Here is a 25,887-nt window from a genome sequence, read left to right as displayed (position 1 = left end):
ATGTCTGAAAATATTACAAGGTCTATTTCTGGACTTATATATATTATATTACTAATTGGAGCTACTTTATATTCCGAATGGAGCTACCAAATACTAATACTTTCTTTTTTGCTAATTGGAATATATGAATTTTCAAAACTAACAGACCTTCCAATTCTAAAAAGCTTTATAATAGCAATATTACCGGTACTAGCAATCTATTTCACTCAGAGTATAATACCTTTTTATTATTACAACCTATTTGGAGTAATAATACTTATTCTCCTCTTAATACAATTATTTCAAAAAAATATAGATAGCCAAAGCAAATACTTAAATTATCTTTTCTTAATCGGATATATAAGTATTCCATTTATTACACTATTAAAAATACCACTTATAGATAATAAATATGAACCGAGAGTGATCATTGGTATATTTATTCTAATCTGGACAAATGATACTTTCGCATATTTAACCGGAAAATCATTTGGTAAAAACAAGTTATTTGAAAGAATATCTCCTAAAAAAACAATAGAAGGCTTTTTGGGCGGTATTTTATTTACAATAATAGCTAGTTTAGTAATTAGCTACTATTTTTCATTTTACAATAGTATTATATGGATTAGTAGTGCTATTTTTGTAAGCCTTTTCGGAACAATTGGAGACCTTGTTGAATCGAAATTCAAGAGGCAAGCCAATGTAAAAGATAGTGGAAAGATTATGCCAGGCCATGGAGGAATACTAGATCGATTAGATAGTATTATCTTTGTAGCACCATTTTTATATTTAATTTTTAAAACATTTCAATAGTTATGTTTCACAAAGAAGGAGCGAAAATTATTTTGATCACGCTATTTTTAGCAGTAATTGCAATATTAGCAACAGATTACCTTATTCAAATTAGTTGGTTAAAAACTCTAGTACAGGTTGTGGTTTTGTTTTTCCTATTAATGGTTCTACAATTCTTCCGAAATCCGAAAAGAGATTTACAAATTAGTGACAATATCATTATTGCTCCTGTTGATGGAAAAGTAGTAGTAATTGAGGAAGTTTATGAACCTGAGTATTTTAAAGAAAAAAAACTTATGGTCTCAATCTTCATGTCTCCCATCAATGTACATGTTACAAGGTATGCTTTAAGTGGAATTGTAAAATACAGTAAGTATCATCCTGGAAAGTACCTAGTAGCATGGCACCCAAAAGCAAGTGAAGAAAACGAGCGAACTACCGTCGTTATTGACAATCCAGTTTTCGGAGAAGTTATGTATAGACAAATAGCAGGAGCATTAGCAAGGAGAATAGTAAATTACGCAAAACCATCAACGAATGTAATCCAAGGTAATGATGCTGGTTTTATTAAGTTCGGTTCAAGAGTAGATCTTTACCTTCCATTAGGAACAAAAGTAAATGTAACCTTAAATCAAAAAGCCATTGGTAACCAAACCATTATAGCTACTAAATAAACTCAGCTATGGACTCATTAGATAAGGAATTTGAAGAAGCATATACCAAAATATCCGAAGAAGCTATTAACTTACCTCCAGACGTGATGTTACGAATATATGCTTACTATAAACAAGCTACACAAGGTTTGAGTCATAAAGATTTTGAAAACATGTCACAAAGCTTAAAAAACTCTTTTAAGTTTAATGCTTGGACACAAGTTAGTCACTTATCAACAGAAGAAGCTAAAAGAGAATATATCAAAATAGCTCATGAAATTTTCAAAGAAAATTAAAACCTTCACTCCAACACTTATAGTGTTTACTTTATTCTTGTTTAGTTGTCAAAACGACAAGGAGTTAACAGAGGTACAAATACCAGTCAAAAGTACTTTCATTAAAGAAAGTCAATTTCCAGACCCTAGTCTGGTAAAAACAACACACGGACCTTTTGATATGGAGGGATTACCATTCAAATATGACGCTATCCCATCTTTCATAACTCCATCTAACGCAGAACTACATTATAGTAGACATCATTTAGATTATGCAAATGCACTAAACAAATTGATGGACCAATTAGGCTTACAACAACACAACATAGAAACAATTTTAAAATCAGCTGAAACATCTAACTCTAATCTAATATCGAACGCTGGAGGATTTTACAACCATAATTTATATTGGAAATCCATAAGTAAAAAAGCCAACACTCTACCTAATGCCATATTAACGGATAGACTAACAAAAGATTTTGGTAGCCTAGATGAGTTTAAAAACAAATTTAAAAAGACCGCCAATGAACTAATAGCTTCAGGTTGGGTATGGCTAATTTACAACGAAGGAACTCTCAGCATAGTGGCTACTCAAAACAACGATACTCCTTTTAACAATAGCTTATATAAAGGAGGATTACCTCTTTTAACAATCGATCTTTGGGAGCATGCTTATTATCCAACCTATCAGAACAATAAAGAACAATACATAAATGAATTTATTAATCACATAGATTGGGATTTTGTAAGCTCAAAACTAGAATCACATATAGAATAAAAAAAGCGCCCTCTTCAGGGCGCTTTTTTTATTCTATATGTACACTTCATTTAAAAAGGAATATCATCATCAGGCATTGAACTCCCGAATACATCTTCGCTTGAAGGAAGTCCTCGTGTAAAATTACTCTGCTCCTCCCCGTTTATCTGAGAAGGTAAAGCATCAAATGACATTAAATTATCCTCTAAGTTGTCAAACTTACCGAGTTTACCAATAAACTTCAGTCTAATATTATCCAACCCACCATTTCTATGCTTAGCTATGATGAACTCAGCTTGACCTTCTGTAGGACTACGCTCTTCATCATCCCATTCATCGATTTTATAATACTCAGGTCGATAAATAAACGATACAATATCAGCATCTTGCTCAATAGCTCCAGACTCCCTTAAATCCGATAATAATGGTCTTTTTGAAGTACCACGAGTTTCAACTGCACGAGATAACTGCGAAAGAGCAATAACTGGAACATTCAACTCCTTCGCCAAGGCTTTTAAGTTTCGAGAAATAGTAGAAATCTCTTGTTCACGATTTCCTCCACCTTTAGAATTACCACCAGCAGTCATCAATTGCAAGTAATCTATAATAATTAATTTAATTCCGTGCTGGGAAGCCAATCGCCTAGCTTTAGCTCTAAGGTCAAAAATAGACAAGGAAGGTGTATCATCAATATATAATGGTGCACGTTCTAAGTCTTTCACTTTAACATTTAACTGCTCCCACTCGTGTTGTTCTAGCTTACCAGTTCTGAGTTTTTCAGAAGACAAACTAGTTTCCGAAGATATCAAACGAGTAATTAACTGAACAGAAGACATCTCTAATGAAAATAAAACAACTGGCTGATCTGCATTTATTGCAATGTTACGAGCCATAGACAAGACAAAAGCCGTTTTTCCCATACCAGGACGAGCTGCAATAATTATCAAGTCACTTGGTTGCCATCCGGAAGTTAATTCATCAAGTTTATGAAAACCTGTTGGTAATCCGCTTAAGCCTTCTTTATTCCCTATTTCCTCAATTCTCTTTTTCGCTTGAGCGACTAATGATTGTGCTGTCTCGGAACTTTTCTTAATATTTCCTTGAGTAACTTCATACAGTCTAGATTCAGCTTTATCTAGCAAATCAAAAACATCCGTAGTCTCATCGTAGGAATCCTCAATAATCTCATTAGAAATTTTAATCAAACTACGTTGAATAAATTTCTGCAAAATAATTCTAGAGTGAAACTCAATATGTGCAGAAGAAGTTATTTTTTGAGTTAAACTAACTAAATAATAATCCCCACCAACAAGCTCTAACTTTGCATTCTTTCTCAATTGATTTGAAACAGTTAAAATATCAATTGGTTGGTTACCAACAAATAGTTGATCAATAGCTTCAAATATAAGTTTATGGGCCTCTTTATAAAATGCCTCAGGTTGCAAAATATCAATTACCTCATCAATCCCCTTTTTATCAATCATCATAGCCCCCAACACAGCCTCTTCTAAATCAACAGCTTGTGGAGGAATTTTCCCTTTTTCTAAAGCTACTACACCTTTAGAGAAATTACTTTTCGGTCTTACTTCTTTTACATGTTCCATAATGCGAAAATACATGATTTTTACTGATTACTCAATTCAATTTATCCATAATAAATGTTTATAAAAACAATAAAATTGTTAATAACAAAAAAATCCGAAGCAATGCTTCGGATTCTATTACAGAAAAACAGTAGTAAACTATTCTTTATATTCTCCCATTTCAAAATACTTCTCCATACGCTCGTCAATCATTTTATCAACAGGCATTTTCTTAAGTGTTTCGTATGACTTTTCTATGTATTCTTTAACTGTAGCAAACGTTGTTTCCCTATCAGAATGAGCACCTCCTACAGGTTCAGGAATAATATCATCAACCAGTTTGTTTTTCTTCATATCATAAGAAGTAAGCTTCAATGATTCAGCAGCTTGTTCTTTATACTCCCAACTTCTCCACAAAATTGAAGAACATGACTCAGGTGAAATTACAGAATACCAAGTATTTTCAAGCATAAAAACTCTGTCTCCAACACCGATTCCCAAAGCACCACCAGAAGCTCCTTCACCAATAATTATAGCTATGATAGGTACCTGAACTCGAAACATTTCATAAATATTACGAGCAATAGCTTCACCTTGCCCTCTTTCTTCAGCTTCAAGACCTGGATAAGCTCCAGGAGTATCGATAAGAGTAACAATAGGAACATTGAACTTCTCCGCCATTTTCATCAATCGCAAAGCTTTTCTATATCCCTCAGGATTTGCCATACCAAAATTTCTAAACTGTCTAGTCTTTGTATTAAAACCTTTCTGTTGTCCGATAAACATATAAGATTGGTCACCAATTTTTCCTAGTCCGCCAATCATAGCTTTATCATCCTTTACATTTCTGTCACCAAATAATTCTAAGAATGTATCTCCACATAAAGCTTTGATATAATCTAATGTATAGGGTCTATTAGGATGTCTAGATAGCTGTACTCTTTGCCAAGGAGTCAAATTCTTATATATGCTTTTTTTAGTTTCCTCTAATTTTTGTTCAATCTGTTTACACGTAGATGTAACATCAACGTCCGATTCCTCCCCAATTATATTACATTTTGTTAACTGCTCCTCGAGCTCTTTTATTGGAAGTTCAAAATCTAAATATTCCATTCTATGAGTAAAATTTTAGTTCAGTTATAAGGTGCAAAGATAGTTTTTTATACTGTAGAATTACTATCCTTCACTAAGTTTTCGTTTTTTTCTATTTTTAACAACGCCATTTAACACGACCGTAGACAAAATAAGCAATGCTCCTAAATAAAATTCGGGTGTCATTTTCTCACTATCCTTAAAAATTAATACAGCTAATATAATACCGTAAACAGGTTCTAAATTAATAGTTAACATTACTGTATAAGGAGTGAGATACTTCATAACTTTAACTGAAGACAAAAATGCATAAGCAGTACAAAACACACCTAGAATTAATAGCCAAAACCAATCCATTGCACTAACTTGAAAAAAAGCAATATTAAATCCTCCGGAAAACAATAAAAACAAACTCAATATCAGTAAACCTCCTGTTAGTTCATAAAACGTTATAACGGAAGCATCATTCTTAACAATAAACTTTCCGTTAATAATCGAAAATAAAGCAGAGAGAAACGCCGAAAACAATGCTAACATAATTCCTTCTATGTACTGACTTTCTACACTAAATATAACCCCCAAAGCTATAATCACTAGGAATCCGAAGAAAACTTCGTACAGAATAACTTTTCTTTTATAAAAAATAGGTTCTAAAATAGATGCGAAAAATGCACCAGTAGAAATACAAGCTAAAGTCACAGAAACATTAGACACTTTTATTGCCCAAAAGAAAGTTAACCAGTGAACAGCTATTACAATCCCAGCAAGTAGAAACTTTATTAGTGCTTTTTTAGGAACTACGAAAGACTTCTTTGTAATACAAAAAAAAAGGAACAAGGTAATCACTGCAATTCCAATTCTAAACCATACTAGAGGTAATGCATCAAGAGTAATTAAATTTCCTATAATCGCAGTAAAACCCCAAATTAAAACTATAAAATGGAGTTTAAAATAACTTCTTAAACTATCGTTTTGCATTGCGTAATAAAAATATTGCTAAAATCCCAAATGCAACATTTGGAAACCATACTGCAAATAATGGAGGAATACTCGAGGCTTCTGCAAGGGTACCGAAAATCTTATCGAAAAACACATAGGTAAAAGCCAAAGCAATACCTATCGCCAGATTAACCCCCATACCACCTCTCCTTTTCATTGAAGAAACAGAAACCGCAATAATAGTTAGTATAAATGCTGAAACAGGACCACTATACTTTTTATATTTGACCACAAGATAGGTGTTAATATTAGAAGAACCACGCATTTGTTCTTTTTCTATAAATCGATTTAGATCTCTTAGAGACATCGTCTCAGCGGCATAAATAACAGGGGTTAAATCATCTATATCAAAATCGAGCTCCAAATCCTTAGTATCTAACTGCTCTATTACATCATCATTCTCCCCTACAATTCTTTTAAAATAATTAGTAAGCGTGTAATTATCCTCTTCAGGATTAAATGTAATCCTACTGGCACTCATTTTTGAAACCAATTTATTACCCTCAAACTCCTCAAGTGTAAAATTGTACCCCGTTTTCGTTAAATAGTTAAAGCTACTAACGTATATAAATTCCTTTTCATTGATTTGCCTATAAACATCTTGACTTTCTCTAACAGCATCATTCTTCTTTAAATACTTATATCTAAAATCATTATACCCCGCACTAGCTCTTGGAACAATAAAAACTGACATAACAAGAGCAAAAAGACACACAAAAGTCGCTCCAATAACATAGGGTCTTAAAAACCTACTAAATGAAATTCCAGAGCTAAGAATTGCAACAATTTCAGTATTATTAGCAAGTTTTGAAGTAAACCAGATAATCGAAATAAAAAGAAAAATAGGAAATAACATATTAGCGAAATAGATTGTAAAATCTAAATAGTAACTCATTACCGCAGTAAGAGGCACTTTATTTGCTAAAATTCTATTTATTTTTTCAGAAACATCAATAATAATTCCAATAGGGATAAACAAGATCAACATCACAGTAAATGTTGCTAGATATCTTTTTAATATGTACCAATCAATTATTTTCATCGCTCCTGAGCAGGTATTTATAGACGTTCTCCTAGTTTTTTAACCATTTTATTTTTCCAGTCATAAAAGGTTCCAGCTAAAATTTGTACTCTAGCCTCCCTAACCAACCACATATAAAAACCTAAATTATGAATAGAGGCAATTTGTTTCCCTAATGACTCATTAGCTGCAAACAAATGTCTTAAGTAAGCCTTAGAATATTCCAAATCTACCCATGTATGTCCCATTGCATCAATTGGAGACAAATCATCTTCCCACTTTTTATTCTTAATATTAATAATTCCCTCTGATGTAAACAACATACCGTTTCTAGCATTACGAGTTGGCATAACACAATCAAACATATCAATTCCTAAAGCAATGTTTTCCAAAATATTAATTGGAGTACCTACCCCCATCAAATATCTGGGTTTATCAACTGGTAAAATATTAGTTACAACCTCAGTCATTTCATACATCTCTTCTGCAGGTTCACCAACAGAAAGTCCTCCAATAGCGTTACCAGCAGCACCAGCATTTGCGATATATTCAGCAGACTGTGCTCTCAAATCCTTATATGTACTTCCTTGAACAATCGGAAAAAAAGTTTGTTCATAATCATACTTAAAAGGCACTTTTTCTAGATGATTAATACATCTATCCAACCATCGATGAGTCATATGCATAGAACGCTTAGCATATCTATAATCACAAGGATATGGAGTACATTCATCAAAAGCCATTATGATATCCGCACCAATAGTTCGTTGAATTTCCATAACACTTTCAGGTGAAAAGAAATGATAAGAACCATCTATATGAGATTTAAACTTAACTCCTTCTTCTTTAATTTTTCTATTAGCAGACAAAGAATATACTTGAAAACCTCCACTATCTGTAAGTATATTACGATCCCAATTAATAAACTTATGTAATCCACCAGCCTTCTCTAAAATTGGAGTTTTAGGTCTTAAATATAAATGATAGGTATTTCCTAAAATAACATCAGGATTTACTTCATCTCTTAATTCTCTTTGGTGCAATCCTTTAACAGTACCAACAGTACCAACAGGCATAAAAATAGGTGTCTCAATAACACCGTGATCTGTTGTGATTTTCCCAGCTCTTGCACGAGAAAGTGGATCTGTATGTAATAAATCGAATTTCATAGTTACTTTTTACAATCGACAAAGATAATTAAATCTATACATCGACGATTATTTAAACTTATATATAATGTCACTTAATTTTTAATACCTAAAACTAAATATCTTAATTATCTTTTCCTCAACAATAAACCAATTACTAAAGGAGCACCTAATATAGAGGTAATAGCATTTATAGGTAGAATAAAAGATTGACCTGGAAATTGCGTCAAAGCATCACAAAAAAGCATTAAGATAGCTCCTATTAAAGAAGAAACTATTATCATTTCCTTATGATTAGAAACTTTAAATAGCAATCTAGAAATATGAGGAACCGCTAAACCTACAAAAGCAATCGGACCTACAAACGCCGTGCAAACTCCTGCTAAAATACCAGTAGCTAAGATGATGATAACTCTCGCCTTTTTAATCGAAATTCCCATACTAGAAGCATAACGCTCTCCTAACATCAATGCGTCTAACGACTTAACTGAACAAATACTCAATACAACTCCTACAAATGTTACAATTCCAAAAATTAAAATAAATGTCCAAGAAAGATTCCCGAGATTACCCAACGACCAAAATGTAAAACGTTTCAATTCTTCAGCAGAACTGTAGTAGGTTAAAACTGCAACCATTGAGTTTGCAAAACTACCAAACATTAATCCTATAATCAGCAAAGTCATACTATTACTCACACTGCGAGCTAATAATAAAATAGAAAAAAGCAACAAGAGACTTCCTATAATAGAAGCAATAACTACAGCATATGCTGATTGAAACAATTCTTGTAAGTAAATTGGCAGAAGAGAACTCCCTAACAATACTAAAGCGACTCCTAAACCAGCTCCAGAACTCAAACCTAAAACGTAGGGTCCTGCCATCGGATTTCTAAAGAGAGTCTGCATCAACAAACCACTTACAGACAGAGAAACACCAACCAATATTGATACTACCATTTTAGGAACCCTATATTGCTGAATAATATAAACCCAACTAGACTTTACATCTGATTCACTCATAAAAGTCAAAAAAAGCTCTTTTTGTGGAATCTTAATAGCCCCTAAAGAAACATTTCCCCAAATTGCTAATAACAATAACGGTACAAGGATCCACAAGAAATCATATTTACTACTCTTCACTTGCTATAATTTTTTATAAAACACAGGAGTATAATCCACTAATAAATGTGGATGAAAAATAGAAACTAAATCCTTTAATACCAAGTCAGGACGAGCAGGTCCCAATTCAAAAAACAACACACCACCAGTTTCTCCTTTTTGCTCCGTCAATGAATAAACAGATGCATTCTTGTAAGAGTTAAATTGTGAATAATGAGGATTGGCCAATTTTAAAGATTCTAATGTTTCATATTGCCCAGGATTTATCCAAAAATCGGCATTTTCCGCCTTTTCATAAACCTCCTCAAATGACAATGCTAAACTACCAGTCCCTTTAGATTCTTTCCAAATATAATTAGCTTGTGCATCCTTAAAATACAAAGCCATCCAACTATCTCCTTGAGGTGTATACCATACGTCCTGATACATTGCACCACTCATAACCGTAGGTTTTTTGACTCCCCCCTTAATAGATTCTAAAGTAGCATTATAATCAGATACAATCTTATTAAAAATTTCAGTGGCTTGATTTTGCTTATTAAACAAAGCGCCAAACAACTTTATCCATTCTGCTTTACCTAAAGGGCTTTGCTCTGCCCAATCACCATTGTAAACTACATCTACACCCGCATTAGTCAAACTCTGTAAAGCACTATTAACTCCATCCATACCAAAGGCAATAACGACATCTGGTTCGATATCTAGAATTAATTCAGTATTTAATTGCTCGTTCTGTCCTATATCAACAATTTCTCCATGATTAATTCTTTCTCTAACAACTTTTGAAGACACAAAATCTAACCCAGGAAACCCAATTAACCCTTTAGTTTCATTTAATAACTCCAAAGCGGGTATGTGTGTAGTAGAGGTTACAATATAATTAGATATTGGAATAGTAATTAAAGGTAACCTTTTCAATGAATCAGGTATAACACTTCCCTTTTCTACGAGAATATATTTATATGGTTTAACAGCATTTGGCCATGGTCTATTTACTTCTAAAATCGAAAAACTATCATAATTCAACAATGAAAAACCATTTGCATATATTATCTCATTTTCAGCAGAAGCTTGAACAGGTTTAACACTTTCATTTTTGCAGGAAACTCCCAAAATAAAAAGTATCCATACCGATAAAAATACTATTTTTGGTCTCATAAAATATTTTTTACAAAAGTAAACTTATTTCACTAAAGAAATAAGTTGACACAGAAGTATTGAAAAGCAATATATTTTCAAAAAATACAAGCCCTCTAAGCAAAAAAGAAACAATAAAACTTGTTATTTTGATAAATCCATCTAATTTTGGAAAAGTTTTACTCTTTAATTTATGTTAAGATTAAAAAACAGCCATTAAGAAAACACTAATAACAATAGAAAATTTATACTAGAATGAAAAAAATACTTTTCTTAGCACTATCTTCCTTAATATTTGCTTCTTGCAGTAAATCGGACGACCCTTTTGAAGGAAAAAAACCAAAGTACAACTATAGTAACGGAATACTATTCGTAAACGAAGGTTCATTTCAAGGTAATGATGCAAGCATTGGGTTTTCAAGTTTTGATTACAACAACATAAAAACCGACATTTATAACGATGATGAAAGGAAGTTAGGTGATGTAGCTCAAAGCATCGGTTTCGACACAGATAAAGCATTCATTGTAGTTAATAACTCTAATAAAATAGAAATAGTTAACAGATATTCCTTTATAAATATTGCTACAATTACAGAAAACCTAAACAGCCCTAGGTATACAGCATTTGCAGATGGAAAACTATATGTAACCAACATGGGATCACAATCAGTTTCTGTATACAGCCTTACTGACTATAGTTTTATTAAAGATATTCCTTTAGGAAGTCCAGTTGAAAATATAGTTGCTCAAAACAATAAGCTATACGTTCAAAAGGCAGCATTTGGAATTGGAAATTCAATCGCTATTATTGATAGTAAAACCGATGAAGTTATCAAGTCTATTGAATTAAACGATAATGTTCAAGGATTAATAGCACACACTGGATTTGTTTATGCAATTAGCAGTATTGAAAATCGCTCTAATTTCTACAAAATCAATGCGACTGAAGACAATATTATCACAACAATTACTACAACTAAAGTACCAAATGCTAAAAACCTTAGAATAGACAACAATATATTATACTATACATCAAACAACAACATCCACTCTTGGACTACAACTGCGACCGAAGTAAATGACGTACCAGTAGTTAAGGTTAAAGGAACTGGAGGTTTTGAATTTATGTATGCTTTCGCAGTTATAAACAATCAATTCCTTGTTTCAAACGCGAAAGATTTTGTTAAGCCAAGTACCGTAGATGTGTACAATATGGAGGGGAAAAAGATTAACTCTTTCGACACAGGAAAAAGCACAAACCATTTTTATAAAAACTAACTATTATACAATTGTTTAAAAGTCGCCTTAATAAGGCGACTTTTTTATTTTAAGAGTACTCCGACTCATCGAGTTAGCTTTCAAATACTATATTCTAAAAAAACAGTACTTTTACTTAAAATACAACAATAACAAATGAAAAATATTTTCACATATATATTCATAATCTTCCTAGTCACACTCTCCTCAAAAGTTGTGGCTCAAAATGAATTCATAGGCCTTGAAGATAAAAAGGAAATTCAAAGCATCAGTATTAATAAAAAGATGTTTGAGATGATTACAAGTGTAAAAATCGATTTATCTAATCCTATAGATAAAGATTACTATGAGCTAGTAAAAAAACTAGATTTATTAAAAGTATTATCTACCTCAGATATTCAAAGCAGTAAAGATCTATTAATTGCATCAAATTCAATTATTAAAAACCTAGCTCTCAAAGAATTTAATACAACTAATAATCAAATTGAAAAATCTGATATATATATTGGTGAACAAGATAACAGTTCGCACATAACACAATTATTACTTATTTCCCAAAACAAAGGAAACAACAAAATAGTAATAATGTATATTGCTGGGATATTCTCTATAGATGAACTCCCCTCTCTTACAGAGAAAATGAATATTCCGTACCACCTAAAACCAAATAACTAAATATAAAAAGAGTACAATTCATATTTAAATATAATCGGGCATTCAGTTTAGGAGGTGCTATCATTCTTTCGACTTTCAACTCTTTTAGAATCTTAAAAAACTCAACCAAAAACTTAACCTCCCCTATTTTAAAAGCCTGTATACTCTCAAGATATCTTTCTCTATGGCTTATCCTAAATAAGCCTCAAAAAACCATTTACAATTACCCCATAAAATTATAAGAATAGTCATAAATTTCAGGTGGATATTCTACAATCTAATCCCGTAGCTTTAGAATCCCAATCTTCTTCTTCAACATAGTAGTCTTGTGATCATAAACATTCTAGAAACTCGTCATTAGCTATATTGTAGACATCTGATAAACAACAAGAAGATAATAACTCCTAGCCAGAGCAATGTTTTCAGTAATAAAGAGCGATAGAGAGTATAAAAGCCATCATTTTGTGTAGTCAGAACACTTTTATAAAAAAGAACAGATTTACTATCATTATTAATTATTAATCATAACACCAAGCTTCTCATCTTTATTACGCAAATCAATTCCTCCTTCATAAATCGACTTCAGATTATGAAGATAGAAAGCCCATCCATTAGAACACCCTAAGCGAATATGCTCCTTTGAAAAATCATCTTGCGGTATACTATGGTGACGCAATTCAACTATCACATAATCCTCGAATTCGCTCAACCTAACATCAACTATACTAGGTCCTTCAAAAGTAAATTGGATAAAATCTGTTCCATTTGCATCGAGAATTTCCCCATGCATTGGAGTTGAATCAAGGAACCAGAACCAATCATACGAAATTCCACTTCCTACTGATTTAGTATGATCAAATAGCTTCCCTTGTTTATCACGAAAAGTCACACTTTCCAAAAACCATTTTTCTAAATTAATACCAGTAGTCCAAGCTCCATAAATTTCAGCTAGAGAAGACCTAATAGCAATTCGCTTTGTAAATGATGTCCAATCAAAATTTTTCATTGTTGCATATTTAATTAAAAGAGAAGAGATAAAAAATGATTCCTTTAAAAATTCAGATAAAATATCATATCAAACATTTAATAAGAAGAACATTTCAACCCCCTTATATTCATTACACGTTAATTAGTTTTTCAATTTCAAATTTTTTCATTTTCAAAAAAGCCTGCAAAACACCTTGGGATTTTTCAGGATCTTTCATTAATTCACTAAGAATGGTTGGCACAATTTGCCAAGACAAACCAAACTTATCTTTACACCAACCACAATTTCCCTCTTCACCACCATCAGCAATGAGATTATTCCAGTAATAATCAATCTCTTCTTGATCTTTACAAGGTATCACAAAAGAAACCGCCTCGTTAAATTTAAACTCCTTACCACCATTCAAAGCCATAAAATATTCACCATTAAGCTCAAAGTTCACCACAATTGCTGAATCCGTGATTATCCTTGAATTTGGAAAAATAGAACAATAATAATCTGCTGCTGCTTTGGCTTGACCATCAAACCATAAACATGGATGTATTTTTTCTTTCATTATTTTTTCTTCTTAGTTTCGTTCTCGCTCTTTCTATAAACGATGATTTTTCTAATTAATTCCTTCGGAAGTGGCTGGGCATTTGGAAATTGAATAACAGACTTACTAGTCTTATACCCATCTAGCTCAAACTTAAAGTGTTCCCAAAAAGCGTCACTATAAGGAGTTGATAAAGAAATATGATTAGAAAACGCACTGTAGTAAATCAAATATCCAAAAAATTTAAAACACGGTATCTGATAACTTATACATTCCTCAACTTCAGGAACTTCTTCGTGAATAATCTTTCTTATCGATTCCATCCTTTTTAGAGTATCTCCACGAAACATTGTATGATACTCATCAATCGTTTGAAAATTAGTTTTCGCCATAACTATGAATTCTATCGTTGTTACTATAGGAAACCCAAAGTATAACCAACACTACAAGAGGTAGAATCATATTTCCTATATGTTTATCTACACATGTATGGCTAATAAACGCAAAAATCAAATTAAACGACAAACCCGCATAAGCCCATTCCTTCAACTTACCAGGTATTTTATTATAAGAAATGGCAAAAACACCAAGTGCTTTACAGATAATCAAAGCATACGCAAAATAATTTGGATACCCCAAAGGCTCTGTACCAGCAGTTGCATACTCAGGCGCAAATAAAAGTGTCCCAAGTGGCATTACCCCTTCAAAGAGTATCAATATAGTTGTTGCTACCCAAAAAGTTATTTTATTCTTTTTCATATTTTTTTCTTTATTTTAAAAATAGATACTCTACCTTATTACTTACTAGCTTCTGCATATCTAACAAAACTATTTAAGATAGCTTGCCAACCTTGTTTTTGAAATTCTACTGGATTCTCCGACTCAGCATCAAAAGTTGTTTCAACATGAGTAACACCTTCTTTCTCCGTAAACAAAGTAGTAGATCGCCTTCCATCACCCATCGTATAAGTAATTTCTCTATTCGGTATTATTTTATCGTACACACCCTCAAAATCAAAACCAAAACTACCGTCTTTTGCTTCCATTCTATGCTTAAACTTACCTCCTACCCTTAAATCATTCTCACTACTTGGACTATGCCAGCTAGGATCCGCTGAATTCCATTGTATAATATCATTTGGCGTATTCCAATATTTCCAAACTTGCTCCACAGGAGCATTTACTTGTACCTCTACTGTTATTCTCTCTTTTTGTTCCATAACACTTCATTTTTAATTAACTAATTCTCATTCTTTCAAAATTACAAAAGCTTATAAAGGTTTCAATTTCAAAAAGTGACATTATGAGGGGGTAATTATGACAAACTATTTTATACTTTTATAAAACCAAATCGATATTTATGCGAATTTCAATCTTTGTACCAGAATATGGCGTAATTGAAGCTATTACGCCACCTTTTCGAAGTTTTAAAACAGCCAATGAATTTTTAATAGCCACGGGTAAAAAACCTATATTCGAAGTCGAATATTTAGGTTTACACGAATATGTACCCGCTAATAATGGAGAATATATTATTAAAACTGATCGTTTATTAAAAAACGTAACCTCTACAGATTTATTATTTATACCTCCAGCATTTGGAGATATCACAAAAGGCCTACATATCAATGCAGAGGCAATTCCATATCTAAAACAACTATATCAAAAAGGTTCCTATCTAGCAAGTTTGTGCGTGGGTGCATTTTTATTAGCAGAAACAGGTTTACTTAATGGCAAGAAATGTTCTACACATTGGGCACATATTGAGGAATTTAAAGAAAAATATCCTAATATAGAAGTAGAAGATGGCACTATAATAACAGAGTATGATAACATATACAGCAGTGGAGGCGCAAGTAGTCTTTGGAACTTAATACTATATTTAATTGAGAAATTCGCTGACAGAGAAATAGCCATAATGATTGCAAAGCATTTTGCATTAGACATCGGAAGAAACAACCAATCTCAATTCGCTATTTTCAGAGGTCAAAAAACACATGGAGATACAGATATCAAGATAGTTCAAGATTATATTGAAAAGCATTATTTTGATAAAATAACAATTGAAATACTAGCAAGCTTAATAAACACTAGCCGTAGAACTTTTGAAAGACGATTTAAAACAGCTACCAACAATACACCAATAGGTTATATTCAAAGAGTAAGGATAGAGGCTGCAAAACTATCTTTTGAAAATTCAAAAATGAGTATATCAGAAACAATGTTTCATGTTGGCTATACAGATACAAAATCATTTAGAGGTATTTTTAAAAAAATCACAGGACTTACTCCAATAGAGTACAAAGATAAATTCGCTAAAGTGGCTAGAGAAGCATAGCTCAATAAAAAAAATAACATTGAGATAACTCCGTATTCATTTTATCTAATTTTAACAATAAAAAAAGGTGAAATCTAGATTAGATTTCACCTTTTTTGTGACCCAACTGGGGCTCGAACCCAGGACCCCAACATTAAAAGTGTTGTGCTCTACCAACTGAGCTATTGAGTCTTTAATACCGCGTTTGTTTCTCAAATGCTGTGCAAATGTAGGGCTTTTTTGCATAAAACAAAACTTATCGATAATTATTTTTAAAATAATTAATGCTTTTAAATCAACAACAATCAATACAATTCTATTTAAAAATCACAACTAACTAATTAACAATAAATAAACCTTTCCGAAACACAAAAAATCTTTTTTTCTTAACCTGATAATTATCATGTTATTTTTAGCATTTAATTTCTAATTTGCTCTTAAATCAATACAATTTAGAAAATATGACACTCACATCACTTCCTCTTTACAATTTTAATAATGGTTCTTTAATGATTATTATCTTTGCTTTTGTGTGTTTAGGTTTAATTGGATCTATCTTTTTATTTATGACTGGTAGCAAAGAAGATAAAGATGGCCCAGAAAACACTAAATAAGAAGTCTAAATCAGTAATCAACCTAGACATAAATAATCATCCAAAACTTATAGTTTCAATGATATCCTATAAAACATTTGACTAAACTAGAAGTTTTCTAAAAACATCAAAATGACGATTTATTGAATAATCAAACTATTATTATTATCAATACCGCTTAAAATAAAAAAGCCAAGACATTTATCTGTCTCGGCTTCATATACACTTTAAGTGCCTTACATATTACTTATCAATTAATACTAAACAATCTCGTAGTTCAGGTTTTCCTTGTACAAATGAATCCAACCATTGAACAAGTTGCTCCATATCATAAGGTAAAAGAGAACCTATTGCTTTCTCTAATTCCTTATAGAATAACTTAGGATCAAAACTTACACTCTCTAAAACTGTTTTTGCATAATCAAACATATGTCTTGTCTTCATATCACATATACTTTTTATAGATTGTTAACTCTTGTAAATATAACAAGTTTATAGAAACAAACCACAGTATTCAAGAAATTTAAGAACATTTTAGCAAATAAGCAAAAACAACCAAATTCTATTGCATTATCTCTTCCACGCTAATAACATTTCACGCTTACCAGGAGGCCCTGGACACACCTCTATTTCAAAGCCAACCTTCTTCATTGCATTTTTAATAACACCACGACAAGCGTAAGTAACCAATAAACCATTTTCATTCAAAGCACCATACATTTTTTCAAAGATCGCTTCAGACCACAATTCAGGTTGATAAGGATATCCAAAAACATCAAAATAGATTAAATCATATTCCTGATTTAACGATAAACTCTCAAATTTAGACTCTATCTTCTTTAAACTAAAAAATTCAGTTAAACCAATTTCTCTCTCCCACTCTGAACTATGCAAAGACTCAAAAACCTTCTCAAAATCACGCATATCTCCATCAGAAGTATAATTCAACCCTTCCACTTCATATTTATTTAATGGAAAACCTTCTACTCCATGATAAACAACCTTTCTTCCAAGTGACTTTGCATTAATAAAAGTCAACAAGGTATTTAAGCCTGTACCAAAACCCATTTCTAAGATTCTACACTCTTCTTTATTAATTCTTTCAAAACCATTCTTAATATAAACATGTAGAGCCTCTTGAATAGCCCCATGGACAGAATGATAGGTTTCTCCCCAATCCTCTACTTTTAAAGTACTAGACCCATCAGAGGTTGTAATGACTGTTCTTTTCAAAACTATTTAATTATTAATTTTTTAATTCTTTCTATAGGTCCCGTGCATTTCACTTGATGACATGACAAGCAGGATTGAATCATAGCATTATAACTCTCCTTCTTAATCACTTCTTGAGATTCTAGCGAAGTATATAAATCTACAAACTCTTTCATTTGTATTTCGAAAAAAGCATCCTTATCACTAGGTACCGTTAAAGCAGCAAATTCAAGCTCTTTTATAAAATCAGTTGAGACCACAACATTTGTGTTCTTTTCAACTATATGTCCTTTCATTAATAAACTTTCCGCATACATACGCTCCATCAAAGAAGCCATAGGAGAAAGTTCGTAAGTGACAAAAACTTTCTCTTCCTCAACAACCTCAATTTTTTCATTTTTAGTTATACAAGAAAATAGAGATGTAAGAAGAATAAGTAATATTAAACTATTTCTCATTTTTCAATAGCAACACCGTCTGCTTTAAAAGCAAAGGTAATTTTAGGTTCGGTAATTTCTGCGATTTCTTCAGATGATTTTCCAGCATCTTCTGCAAAATGCCTCAATTCATCTACTGAAACAACATCTACAAAAGCCTTTCCTTCCATGATTACCTTCTGATTAGCCGCATTCATCGGAACGAAAAATGCATAGTCAGTAAAACGCACGAAACTCGAAACAGAATCATTCAAACCAACATTCATCCAGCATCCTTTACGCTGACAAACCTCCTTTATAACTGATTCAAAAGCAACTGAAACAGTATCTCCGGTCTTTAGGTTATTATAAAAATCTAACATCTCCGAACTACTTAGAACTCGATCACTAGAAATAGAATCACCAAAGAACTCGAAATTCTCCATCTTCTTTGTGATTTCTACAACCTTATTGTCCTTTTTACATGATACCATAGCTATTCCAAATAGAAATAACACACTAAAATACTTTATCATAAATACATCTATTAAGTAAAACTCAAAAGTACAGCAAAATTATACACAAATAAAAAGTTAAATTAAAATCGATTTTATTTGCAATCACCTTTAATTCAATTAATTTCTCAATTAAACATTTTTAAAGTCTTCTAGATAAAAAGTCTTCAATCAAATCAACCTATATGCATATTTTTTTGCTAAATTTGTAACGATAAGCAATTCACAGAATACGACTTATCAATTTAAAGAAGTAACTACAACATTTAAAAATATTTATATAATGAGTCTACAAACAATCAACGATTTCTCGATTCAAAAAACCGAAAAATCTAAAATTGATTCAATTGATTTTGAAAACGTAAAGTTTGGTACCGTTTTCTCTGACCATATGTTGGTTTGCCATTATAAAGATGGAGCATGGGGACAAGTTGAGATTAAACCTTACGGACCAATGCAATTCGAACCTTCATCAAATGTTTTCCACTACGGACAAGCAATCTTTGAAGGAATGAAAGCATACAAAGACGATAACGACGATGTTTGGTTATTCCGTCCACGTGAAAACTGGGAACGTTTTAATAAATCTGCAGAGCGTTTAGCAATGCCACAAATAGATGAAACTCGTTTCGTAGATGGTTTGAAAACACTTTTACAACTAGATAGAGACTGGGTACAAAAAGGTAAAGGTAATGCTTTATATATCCGTCCTTTCATGATTGGAACGCACCCAGGAGTTGTCGCAGGACCATCATCTGAATTTATGTTCTGTATCATCCTCTCACCAGCACGTACTTACTATTCAGGTAAAGTAAAAGTTCAAATTGCAGAACACTACAGTCGTGCTGCAAATGGAGGTGTTGGATACACTAAATGTTCAGGAAACTACGCTGGACAATTCTACCCAACTAAATTAGCTCAGGAAGCAGGTTACCAACAAGTAATTTGGACAGATGATGCTACTCACACTAAACTTGAAGAAGCTGGAACAATGAACGTATTCTTTAGAATTAACGACACATTGATTACCGCTCCAACAAGTGAAAGAATCTTAGATGGTGTTACAAGAAAAAGTTTATTAGATATTGCAAAAAGCAAAGGATTAGACGTTCAAGTAAAATCAATTGTTGTTAATGACTTATTAGAAGCTATTAAGAAAGGTGAATTGAAAGAAATATTCGGAGCGGGTACAGCAGTAACAATTGGTCAGATTGAAGGATTCGCATACCAAGACGAATACCACCAATTACCAGAAATAGCAGATGAAGATTCGTATGCAGTAATGTTAAAAGAAACACTTCAAGGAATTCAGACAAAAGCTATTGAAGATACATTCAATTGGACTGAAAAAATATAAGTTTTAAAAAACTTACTTTAAAAAGGGTATTGTTCTATAACAGTACCCTTTTTTTATACAAATCAATCATGTATGTGCATGGGTTATATTTTTCAAAATAGTGTTGTTATGAACAGTATTTCGACTAATTTTGTAAAAAAAGAATTATGCTTTCTTCAGGACAAATAAATTTTGCAATATGCTTCATTGTAGCCTTCGTAGCTGTCATGATATATGTTTACAGAAAAGATATTAAATTACACAAAACCTATTATAAGGGAAATTATTGGGTATTAATAGCTTTTCTATCCTTTATTGGTCTTTTATTCATCTTAAAAGGATTTCTGAAAAATTAAAATATTTTTCTTTAAGCGGTGAACCCTATGAAAATATTAAAATATTTCGCGCTACTTTTTCTGCTAACATTAGTATCATTAGTCGTTTTCATATTGACTCAAGATGGAAAATTCAATGTTTCTAAAACTTTTATAGTAGAAGCACCTAAAGAAAACGTATTTAATTACATACAGAATACCAAAAATTGGTCTGAATGGACAGAAAGTCGTAAACTAAATGATTCCATTATTGAAATTCAACTTAATGGCTTTCCTTATTCAGAAATTCAGAATAACAAAAGTTACCAAAACGACAGTCTTACACAAACCTTACTTACAAAAAATCCTGTCAAGCTAAAATGGACATTTAAAAGCGAAGGAAATAAGACAGAGATAAACTTTCAAATTGAAGGAATTATAGATTTCCAATCCAAAATTAAACGCTTTTGGGATGGTAGTCCAACACAAACGGTAACCCGTTCAATAGAAAAAGACCTAAGCAGACTTTCTACTGTTATTAAACATCAATACACCTTTACAGAACTTGAAACACTAGGACCTACTGAATTCAATAAAATAATCTACATATATTTAAACCAAAGCTCCACAATAAACACTTTAGAAAAGGATATTCAAAAACAATACCCAAAACTAAAGTCATTTGTCACAGACTACAAAATCGCAGCAGATTTGAAACCTATTTTATTATTTAATTCTTTAACAACGAAAGACACCATTAAATATAGATTAGCCCTTCCAATCAATAAAAACATATATCTCAATCCAGATGACTTTGTTCTCTTGGACTCAATAACAACCCCGTTAACTTTCAAAACCATCTCTAATGGGCATTATACACATTTATCGAAAGCATTAAAAGAAACGGAAGATTCTTTTGCAAAATCTAAAATTCAAGAAGATAAACAACATATGAAGTTATTACGTTTAACGAATAGTATCTTAGACAGTAGTAACCCGGCTGAATGGAAGACTGAAATATACATTCCAATCATCACTCCTACTACCTCTGAAACAATAGAGCAAAAAGTAAATGAGGATTTACAATAACAAAAAAGCTTGATAGTTACATATCAAGCTTTTTTTATAATTATCTAGTTTCCCAAAGTAAACGAGCTCTTTTTAAATCTTCTTCGGTATCTATACCAACACCTAACTCCTCAGTCACAGCCATTTTAATCCTCTTCCCATACTCTAAATAACGTAATTGTTCTAATTTCTCTGCTGCCTCTAAAAACTTCATAGACAAAGTCGAAAACTCCATCAAAGCCTTTTTCCTAAAAGCATAAATTCCAATATGCTGATAATATACCACATCTACATTAGAGTCTCTCTTATAAGGAATAACTGAGCGCGAAAAATAAAGTGCCATATTCATTTCATCGACTACAACTTTAACATTATTAGGGTTCTCAATATCCGCCCAATTAACTATAGGCGTCATGAGCGAAGCAACATCAACCTCGGTATTCATATCCTCTTTAAAAATAGCAATCAATTTCTCTAAATTGCTTTTATTTACAAAAGGCTCATCACCTTGAACATTAATAACAATGTCAGCATCGATATTTTGCACTGCTTCTGCAATACGATCACTACCACTTTCATGGTCTTTAATACTACGTACTACTTTACCTCCATTTTTATAAATCTCATCATAAATAAGATCAGAATCAGTAACAACAAAAACATCATCAAACAAATGAGTTGCAACTGTTGCCTCATACGTTTGAGTAATCACAGTTTTCCCTCCAAGGTCTTGCATTAATTTAGCAGGAAAGCGAGTAGAAGAGTAACGAGCAGGAATTACAGCTATTATTCTCATATATATATATCTTTTATTTATTCTTCAAAATAATCATCAGGAAACCCTATCAAATATAATTTATTTTTCGCACGAGTCATAGCGGTATAAAGCCATCTAATATACTCTTTTGAAATACCATCAGGTAGATAAGGTTGTTCAATAAAAACCGTATCCCACTGCCCTCCTTGAGATTTATGACACGTAATAGCATAAGAGAATTTCACCTGTAAAGCATTAAAATACTCATTAGCCTTAACTTTCTGTAATTTTCTAAATTGCGATGTCTCTTCACTATAATCGAGCATAACCTCTTGATACAACCTATTAGATTCATCATAAGTTAATGCAGGAGATTCAGAAGTTAGAGTATCTAGCATAACGATAGTATCAAATGGAACCATTTGAGGATAATCAATCATACGAGCTCTGACCGAAGCAAATCTAAACGAATACAATTCCTGAATCTTATAGATTTCCAAAACTTCTATAATATCACCGTTAGCTACAAAATCTGTAATTGTCGAATCCTTCAACCAATAATAATTATTCTTAACCACCATCAAGTAATCACCAGGAGACAATTCACTTTCCTTATCGAGAATTCTTGTTCTAATTTGTTGATTGTATTGATTAGCCCTTTTATTTGATCGAACAATAAATGCTGTTTCTTCAGGCCCAAGATTGGAGTAAGCATCAAAAATTGCATCTTGAATATCATAACCATCAACCAATCGAACTATATCTTTAAACCCTTTCAAGTAAAAAGCAAAAGCATCGAAAAAATAAGAATCCAACATACTTCTAAGCTCCGTAGCATTATAAAGAATTCCCGAATCCTCTTCTTGCCTCATCACTTCATCCAATTCGATATGAGAAACCTCCATTTGATAATTCAAGCTCAAAGTGTCAATATGTAAAGCAGGACTAACATCCATATGAACAGGAGGCAACTGAGCCGTATCCCCCATCAAAATAAGCTTACAATTTTTACCGGAATACACAAAATATATCAAATCATCCAAAAGCGATCCATGTGGATAGAGATTTGCTTCTGAATTAGAATCAGAAATCATAGAAGCCTCATCAACTATAAAAACGGTATTCTTAGCCTTGTTTGCTTTCATAGAGAACTGCATACCACCTCCAGCACTACTCTTTGGATAATAAATATACTTATGAATAGTAAAAGCAGACTTACTGGAATAATTAGAAATAACTTTTGCTGCACGACCAGTAGGTGCTAACATCACAAAACGTCTATCAACATGGTGCAGTTCATTCACAACTGTAGAAAGCAAAGTTGTCTTACCCGTTCCCGCATACCCTTTCAAAACAAAAATCTCATCTTCCGAATTATTTGTAACAAACTGTGCAATCTTCTGTAAAAAAATATCTTGCTTCAGCGTTGTTTCAAATGGAAATTTATTTTTAAGCAAAGTATAAAACTCCTTCATCAACATCATTTAAATATCCTTATTAACATACAGTCCAAAGATACTAAGCTTTTCAATGGAGCCGTCCATTTCTCATCTAAAATATGTAGATTTGCATAACTGATATGTTTTGAAAAATATGATTACTTCAAAAAACTACACACAATTATTAATTCAAGTTTCACTTAGTCAATTTACTTTTTTAGTTAAAAGTCAGCTATCTAATGAAATTACCTCATATCAACAAATAAAGCTATCAAACCAAGAAGCAATAGAGCAACAGTTAGAAGAAGTTTTTAGCAAATATGAAGAGCTAAGGCAGAGTTATGACGATATTCTAGTTTTTCATGACAGCCGACTGAACACATTCGTACCCCAAGCTATTTTCGATGAAAATGCCTTAGGCACCTATTTACAATTTACTACAAAAGTGTTTTCAACAGACTTTTTTTCATTTGACAATTTAGACAGTTTTGAAATGAACAATGTTTACGTCCCATTTATGAATATAAACAATTTCCTAATAGACAAATTCGGCGCATTTCATTACCATCACCTTCATACCCCTTTAATAAATCAAGTATTAGATTTCAATAAGAACCAGTCAACAACAAGAGTTTATACACACATTCAAGATAACCATTTTGAAATAGTTGTAGCAAAAAACTCCAAACTACAATTATTCAATACATATTCATATCAAACACCTGAAGACTTCATCTACTATTTATTGTTCACCTACGAACAATTACAATTAAACCCAGATGAACATCAACTAATTCTGTTTGGAACAATCAATAAAAGCGACAATCGTTTCAAGATTGCCTATGAATACATCAGAAATATTGAAATTAAAGAATCAAAAGCGTTTCTTTCTAATAATATAGAATCTGAAAACGCCAAAAAAGAACATTTTATCTTACTAAATATATGAGAATCATTTCAGGAAAATTAAAAGGAAGAAGACTCAATCCACCTAAAAAATTACCAGTACGACCAACTTCGGACATGTGCAAAGAAGCATTGTTTAATATATTAAACAATCACTTTAACCTAAACGAACTCCAAGTACTAGATTTATTCGCAGGAACTGGAAGTGTGAGTTATGAATTTGGTTCACGAGGTGCAACTCTAATAAACAGTGTAGATGGAGACATGGGATGTGTTAACTACATCAAAAAAACCGCAAAAGAATTTGATTTAGAAATTAATGCCTATAAATCAGATGTTATTGCGTTTTTGGAAAAACATCAAACATCCTATGACATCATATTTGCGGATCCTCCGTATGATTTTACTTTAGAACAATTCGAAGAAATTGTAAGAATAATTTTTGAAAGAAATCTATTAGATGAAGAAGGAATGTTCATTTTAGAACACTCTAAATTCACCAAATTACATCACCTAACAAACTTTTCATTCGAAAAGAGTTATGGTGGATCTGTCTTTTCTTTCTTTGAATTCAACAACGAAGAAGAACAAGAAGAAGAATCAATTGGTGAAGAAGAATAAAAAAGCAGACTTATAAGCCGGATTCTGTATGTTCCGAAGAACACCCTTATCATTTATCTAGGCCATCAATTACTCGATGGCTCAATCTGCCTACCCCTAAAGCATCGAGCGAGTAGCCCTCAAACGCTAAATATACATGACATTTCACCGCATAGAGTTTACCTGGTTTCACTACAGCATTACCTGTACATACTTTCTGTTGCACTTGTCCTCATGGCGAACCACGGATGGGCGTTACCCACTATGCTACTCTTTGGTGTCCGGACTTTCCTCTAATTCAAAACTGAACTAGCGATAAGGCAGTCTGCTTGCCACAAAAGTACTGCTTTCTTCTATACGACATACATTTTTTTCTAAAAAAAGAATATTTCTGAATAGCAGAAAAAGATGTAAATTTGTTTG

At 32.2% G+C, this 25,887-nt stretch carries 30 protein-coding genes, 1 tRNA gene and 1 other RNA gene; 12 read left to right on the top strand and 20 right to left on the bottom strand.

The features are described from left to right. Genes BM024_RS06965 through BM024_RS06950 form a run of 4 tightly spaced genes read left to right on the top strand, consistent with a single transcriptional unit; the run spans position 1 to position 2,477 of the window. Positions 1-792, top strand: coding sequence for a phosphatidate cytidylyltransferase (locus BM024_RS06965; protein WP_090678739.1), 792 nt, complete (start codon positions 1-3; stop codon positions 790-792). A 2-nt stretch (positions 793-794) separates the two neighbouring features. After that, a complete protein-coding gene (locus BM024_RS06960; protein ID WP_090678738.1) occupies positions 795-1,445 on the top strand; it encodes a phosphatidylserine decarboxylase family protein in 651 nt (216 codons plus the stop codon). A gap of 8 nt (positions 1,446-1,453) precedes the next feature. Continuing rightward, positions 1,454-1,720 carry an acyl-CoA-binding protein gene (locus BM024_RS06955; RefSeq protein WP_090678737.1) on the top strand — a complete coding sequence of 89 codons (267 nt, stop codon included), beginning with the start codon at positions 1,454-1,456 and terminating at the stop codon, positions 1,718-1,720. Then, positions 1,698-2,477, top strand: a complete 780-nt coding sequence (locus tag BM024_RS06950; protein ID WP_090678736.1) for a superoxide dismutase — start codon at positions 1,698-1,700, stop codon at positions 2,475-2,477. Before BM024_RS06955 ends, BM024_RS06950 begins: the two co-directional genes overlap by 23 nt. Before the next feature lie 50 nt (positions 2,478-2,527). On the opposite strand, the gene dnaB is transcribed toward BM024_RS06950, so the two are convergent. The 7 genes from dnaB to BM024_RS06915 form a co-directional block, all read right to left on the bottom strand. After that, entirely contained in the window at positions 2,528-4,060 is a 1,533-nt protein-coding gene (gene dnaB / locus BM024_RS06945) for a replicative DNA helicase (protein WP_090678735.1), read from the bottom strand. 138 nt (positions 4,061-4,198) lie between these two features. Continuing rightward, a complete protein-coding gene (locus tag BM024_RS06940) occupies positions 4,199-5,152 on the bottom strand; it encodes an acetyl-CoA carboxylase carboxyltransferase subunit alpha (protein ID WP_090678734.1) in 954 nt (317 codons plus the stop codon). Between the two features lie 63 nt (positions 5,153-5,215). Further along, a complete protein-coding gene (locus BM024_RS06935; protein ID WP_090678733.1) occupies positions 5,216-6,109 on the bottom strand; it encodes a DMT family transporter in 894 nt (297 codons plus the stop codon). Continuing rightward, positions 6,096-7,172, bottom strand: coding sequence for an LptF/LptG family permease (locus tag BM024_RS06930; protein WP_090678732.1), 1,077 nt, complete (start codon positions 7,170-7,172; stop codon positions 6,096-6,098). The genes BM024_RS06935 and BM024_RS06930 overlap by 14 nt, the downstream gene beginning before the upstream one ends. Positions 7,173-7,189: 17 nt before the next feature. Beyond that, positions 7,190-8,320, bottom strand: coding sequence for a tRNA guanosine(34) transglycosylase Tgt (tgt, locus tag BM024_RS06925; RefSeq protein ID WP_090678731.1), 1,131 nt, complete (start codon positions 8,318-8,320; stop codon positions 7,190-7,192). Positions 8,321-8,427: 107 nt separating this feature from the next. After that, entirely contained in the window at positions 8,428-9,441 is a 1,014-nt protein-coding gene (locus BM024_RS06920) for an iron ABC transporter permease (protein ID WP_177190180.1), read from the bottom strand. A gap of 3 nt (positions 9,442-9,444) precedes the next feature. After that, entirely contained in the window at positions 9,445-10,578 is a 1,134-nt protein-coding gene (locus tag BM024_RS06915; RefSeq protein ID WP_090678730.1) for an ABC transporter substrate-binding protein, read from the bottom strand. A 234-nt stretch (positions 10,579-10,812) separates the two neighbouring features. On the opposite strand from BM024_RS06915, the gene BM024_RS06910 reads away from it, so the two are divergent. Next, a complete protein-coding gene (locus BM024_RS06910) occupies positions 10,813-11,835 on the top strand; it encodes a YncE family protein (RefSeq protein ID WP_090678729.1) in 1,023 nt (340 codons plus the stop codon). A gap of 135 nt (positions 11,836-11,970) precedes the next feature. Next, on the top strand, positions 11,971-12,489 hold the full coding sequence (locus BM024_RS06905) for a DUF4252 domain-containing protein (protein WP_090678728.1): 519 nt from the start codon (positions 11,971-11,973) through the stop codon (positions 12,487-12,489). Positions 12,490-12,979: 490 nt separating this feature from the next. Here the strand turns inward: BM024_RS06905 and BM024_RS06900 are convergent, their stop codons facing one another. The 5 genes from BM024_RS06900 to BM024_RS06880 all read right to left on the bottom strand — a co-directional run bounded on the left by BM024_RS06900 (position 12,980) and on the right by BM024_RS06880 (position 15,211). Continuing rightward, positions 12,980-13,474, bottom strand: coding sequence for an SRPBCC family protein (locus BM024_RS06900; RefSeq protein WP_090678727.1), 495 nt, complete (start codon positions 13,472-13,474; stop codon positions 12,980-12,982). 112 nt (positions 13,475-13,586) lie between these two features. Next, positions 13,587-14,012, bottom strand: a complete 426-nt coding sequence (locus BM024_RS06895) for a VOC family protein (RefSeq protein WP_090678726.1) — start codon at positions 14,010-14,012, stop codon at positions 13,587-13,589. Beyond that, a complete protein-coding gene (locus tag BM024_RS06890) occupies positions 14,012-14,383 on the bottom strand; it encodes an iron chaperone (protein ID WP_090678725.1) in 372 nt (123 codons plus the stop codon). The genes BM024_RS06895 and BM024_RS06890 overlap by 1 nt, the downstream gene beginning before the upstream one ends. Next, the gene (locus tag BM024_RS06885; protein ID WP_090678724.1) at positions 14,370-14,750 is read right to left on the bottom strand and encodes a DoxX family protein; all 381 of its coding nucleotides are present in this window, start codon (positions 14,748-14,750) and stop codon (positions 14,370-14,372) included. Before BM024_RS06885 ends, BM024_RS06890 begins: the two co-directional genes overlap by 14 nt. 38 nt (positions 14,751-14,788) lie before the next feature. Beyond that, entirely contained in the window at positions 14,789-15,211 is a 423-nt protein-coding gene (locus BM024_RS06880) for an SRPBCC family protein (protein WP_090678723.1), read from the bottom strand. 140 nt (positions 15,212-15,351) lie between these two features. On the opposite strand from BM024_RS06880, the gene BM024_RS06875 reads away from it, so the two are divergent. Beyond that, the gene (locus BM024_RS06875; RefSeq protein WP_090678722.1) at positions 15,352-16,329 is read left to right on the top strand and encodes a GlxA family transcriptional regulator; all 978 of its coding nucleotides are present in this window, start codon (positions 15,352-15,354) and stop codon (positions 16,327-16,329) included. Between the two features lie 98 nt (positions 16,330-16,427). Here BM024_RS06875 and BM024_RS06870 read toward each other — a convergent pair. Continuing rightward, positions 16,428-16,500 (bottom strand) — tRNA-Lys (locus BM024_RS06870). Between the two features lie 269 nt (positions 16,501-16,769). On the opposite strand from BM024_RS06870, the gene BM024_RS13705 reads away from it, so the two are divergent. Then, positions 16,770-16,922 (top strand): hypothetical protein, encoded by a 153-nt coding sequence (locus BM024_RS13705; RefSeq protein ID WP_177190179.1) that lies wholly within the window; start codon positions 16,770-16,772, stop codon positions 16,920-16,922. 222 nt (positions 16,923-17,144) lie between these two features. Here the strand turns inward: BM024_RS13705 and BM024_RS06865 are convergent, their stop codons facing one another. The 4 genes from BM024_RS06865 to BM024_RS06850 form a co-directional block, all read right to left on the bottom strand. Continuing rightward, positions 17,145-17,345, bottom strand: coding sequence for a hypothetical protein (locus tag BM024_RS06865; RefSeq protein WP_090678721.1), 201 nt, complete (start codon positions 17,343-17,345; stop codon positions 17,145-17,147). Positions 17,346-17,471: 126 nt separating this feature from the next. After that, the gene (gene mnmD, locus BM024_RS06860) at positions 17,472-18,134 is read right to left on the bottom strand and encodes a tRNA (5-methylaminomethyl-2-thiouridine)(34)-methyltransferase MnmC2 (RefSeq protein ID WP_090678720.1); all 663 of its coding nucleotides are present in this window, start codon (positions 18,132-18,134) and stop codon (positions 17,472-17,474) included. A 2-nt stretch (positions 18,135-18,136) separates the two neighbouring features. Next, positions 18,137-18,571, bottom strand: a complete 435-nt coding sequence (locus BM024_RS06855; RefSeq protein WP_090678719.1) for a hypothetical protein — start codon at positions 18,569-18,571, stop codon at positions 18,137-18,139. Further along, the gene (locus BM024_RS06850; RefSeq protein WP_090678718.1) at positions 18,568-19,065 is read right to left on the bottom strand and encodes a DUF4920 domain-containing protein; all 498 of its coding nucleotides are present in this window, start codon (positions 19,063-19,065) and stop codon (positions 18,568-18,570) included. The genes BM024_RS06855 and BM024_RS06850 overlap by 4 nt, the downstream gene beginning before the upstream one ends. A 262-nt stretch (positions 19,066-19,327) precedes the next feature. Here BM024_RS06850 and BM024_RS06845 point away from each other — a divergent pair, with 262 nt between their 5' ends. Both BM024_RS06845 and BM024_RS06835 read left to right on the top strand, forming a co-directional pair. Then, entirely contained in the window at positions 19,328-20,401 is a 1,074-nt protein-coding gene (locus tag BM024_RS06845; protein ID WP_090678717.1) for a branched-chain amino acid aminotransferase, read from the top strand. Between the two features lie 362 nt (positions 20,402-20,763). Further along, a complete protein-coding gene (locus BM024_RS06835) occupies positions 20,764-21,783 on the top strand; it encodes an SRPBCC family protein (protein WP_143077734.1) in 1,020 nt (339 codons plus the stop codon). A 40-nt stretch (positions 21,784-21,823) separates the two neighbouring features. On the opposite strand, the gene kdsB is transcribed toward BM024_RS06835, so the two are convergent. Both kdsB and BM024_RS06825 read right to left on the bottom strand, forming a co-directional pair. Then, positions 21,824-22,558, bottom strand: a complete 735-nt coding sequence (gene kdsB, locus BM024_RS06830; protein ID WP_090678714.1) for a 3-deoxy-manno-octulosonate cytidylyltransferase — start codon at positions 22,556-22,558, stop codon at positions 21,824-21,826. A 17-nt stretch (positions 22,559-22,575) separates the two neighbouring features. Further along, a complete protein-coding gene (locus BM024_RS06825) occupies positions 22,576-24,000 on the bottom strand; it encodes an ATP-dependent DNA helicase (protein ID WP_090678784.1) in 1,425 nt (474 codons plus the stop codon). A 112-nt stretch (positions 24,001-24,112) separates the two neighbouring features. On the opposite strand from BM024_RS06825, the gene BM024_RS06820 reads away from it, so the two are divergent. Beyond that, positions 24,113-24,907: a DUF3822 family protein gene (locus BM024_RS06820; protein WP_090678713.1), complete on the top strand. Its 795-nt coding sequence runs from the start codon at positions 24,113-24,115 to the stop codon at positions 24,905-24,907. Continuing rightward, on the top strand, positions 24,904-25,485 hold the full coding sequence (locus BM024_RS06815; RefSeq protein ID WP_090678712.1) for an RsmD family RNA methyltransferase: 582 nt from the start codon (positions 24,904-24,906) through the stop codon (positions 25,483-25,485). The genes BM024_RS06820 and BM024_RS06815 overlap by 4 nt, the downstream gene beginning before the upstream one ends. Here the strand turns inward: BM024_RS06815 and rnpB are convergent. Then, an RNA gene (gene rnpB / locus BM024_RS06810) (RNase P RNA component class A) lies at positions 25,483-25,796 on the bottom strand. The two genes, BM024_RS06815 and rnpB, sit on opposite strands and share 3 nt — an antisense overlap. Positions 25,797-25,887 lie beyond the last annotated feature (91 nt).

The sequence above is a fragment of the Myroides guanonis genome (assembly GCF_900114085.1).
GTDB classification, from domain to species: Bacteria; Bacteroidota; Bacteroidia; order Flavobacteriales; family Flavobacteriaceae; genus Flavobacterium; species Flavobacterium guanonis.
This window is presented reverse-complemented; position numbering and strand designations above follow the sequence as displayed.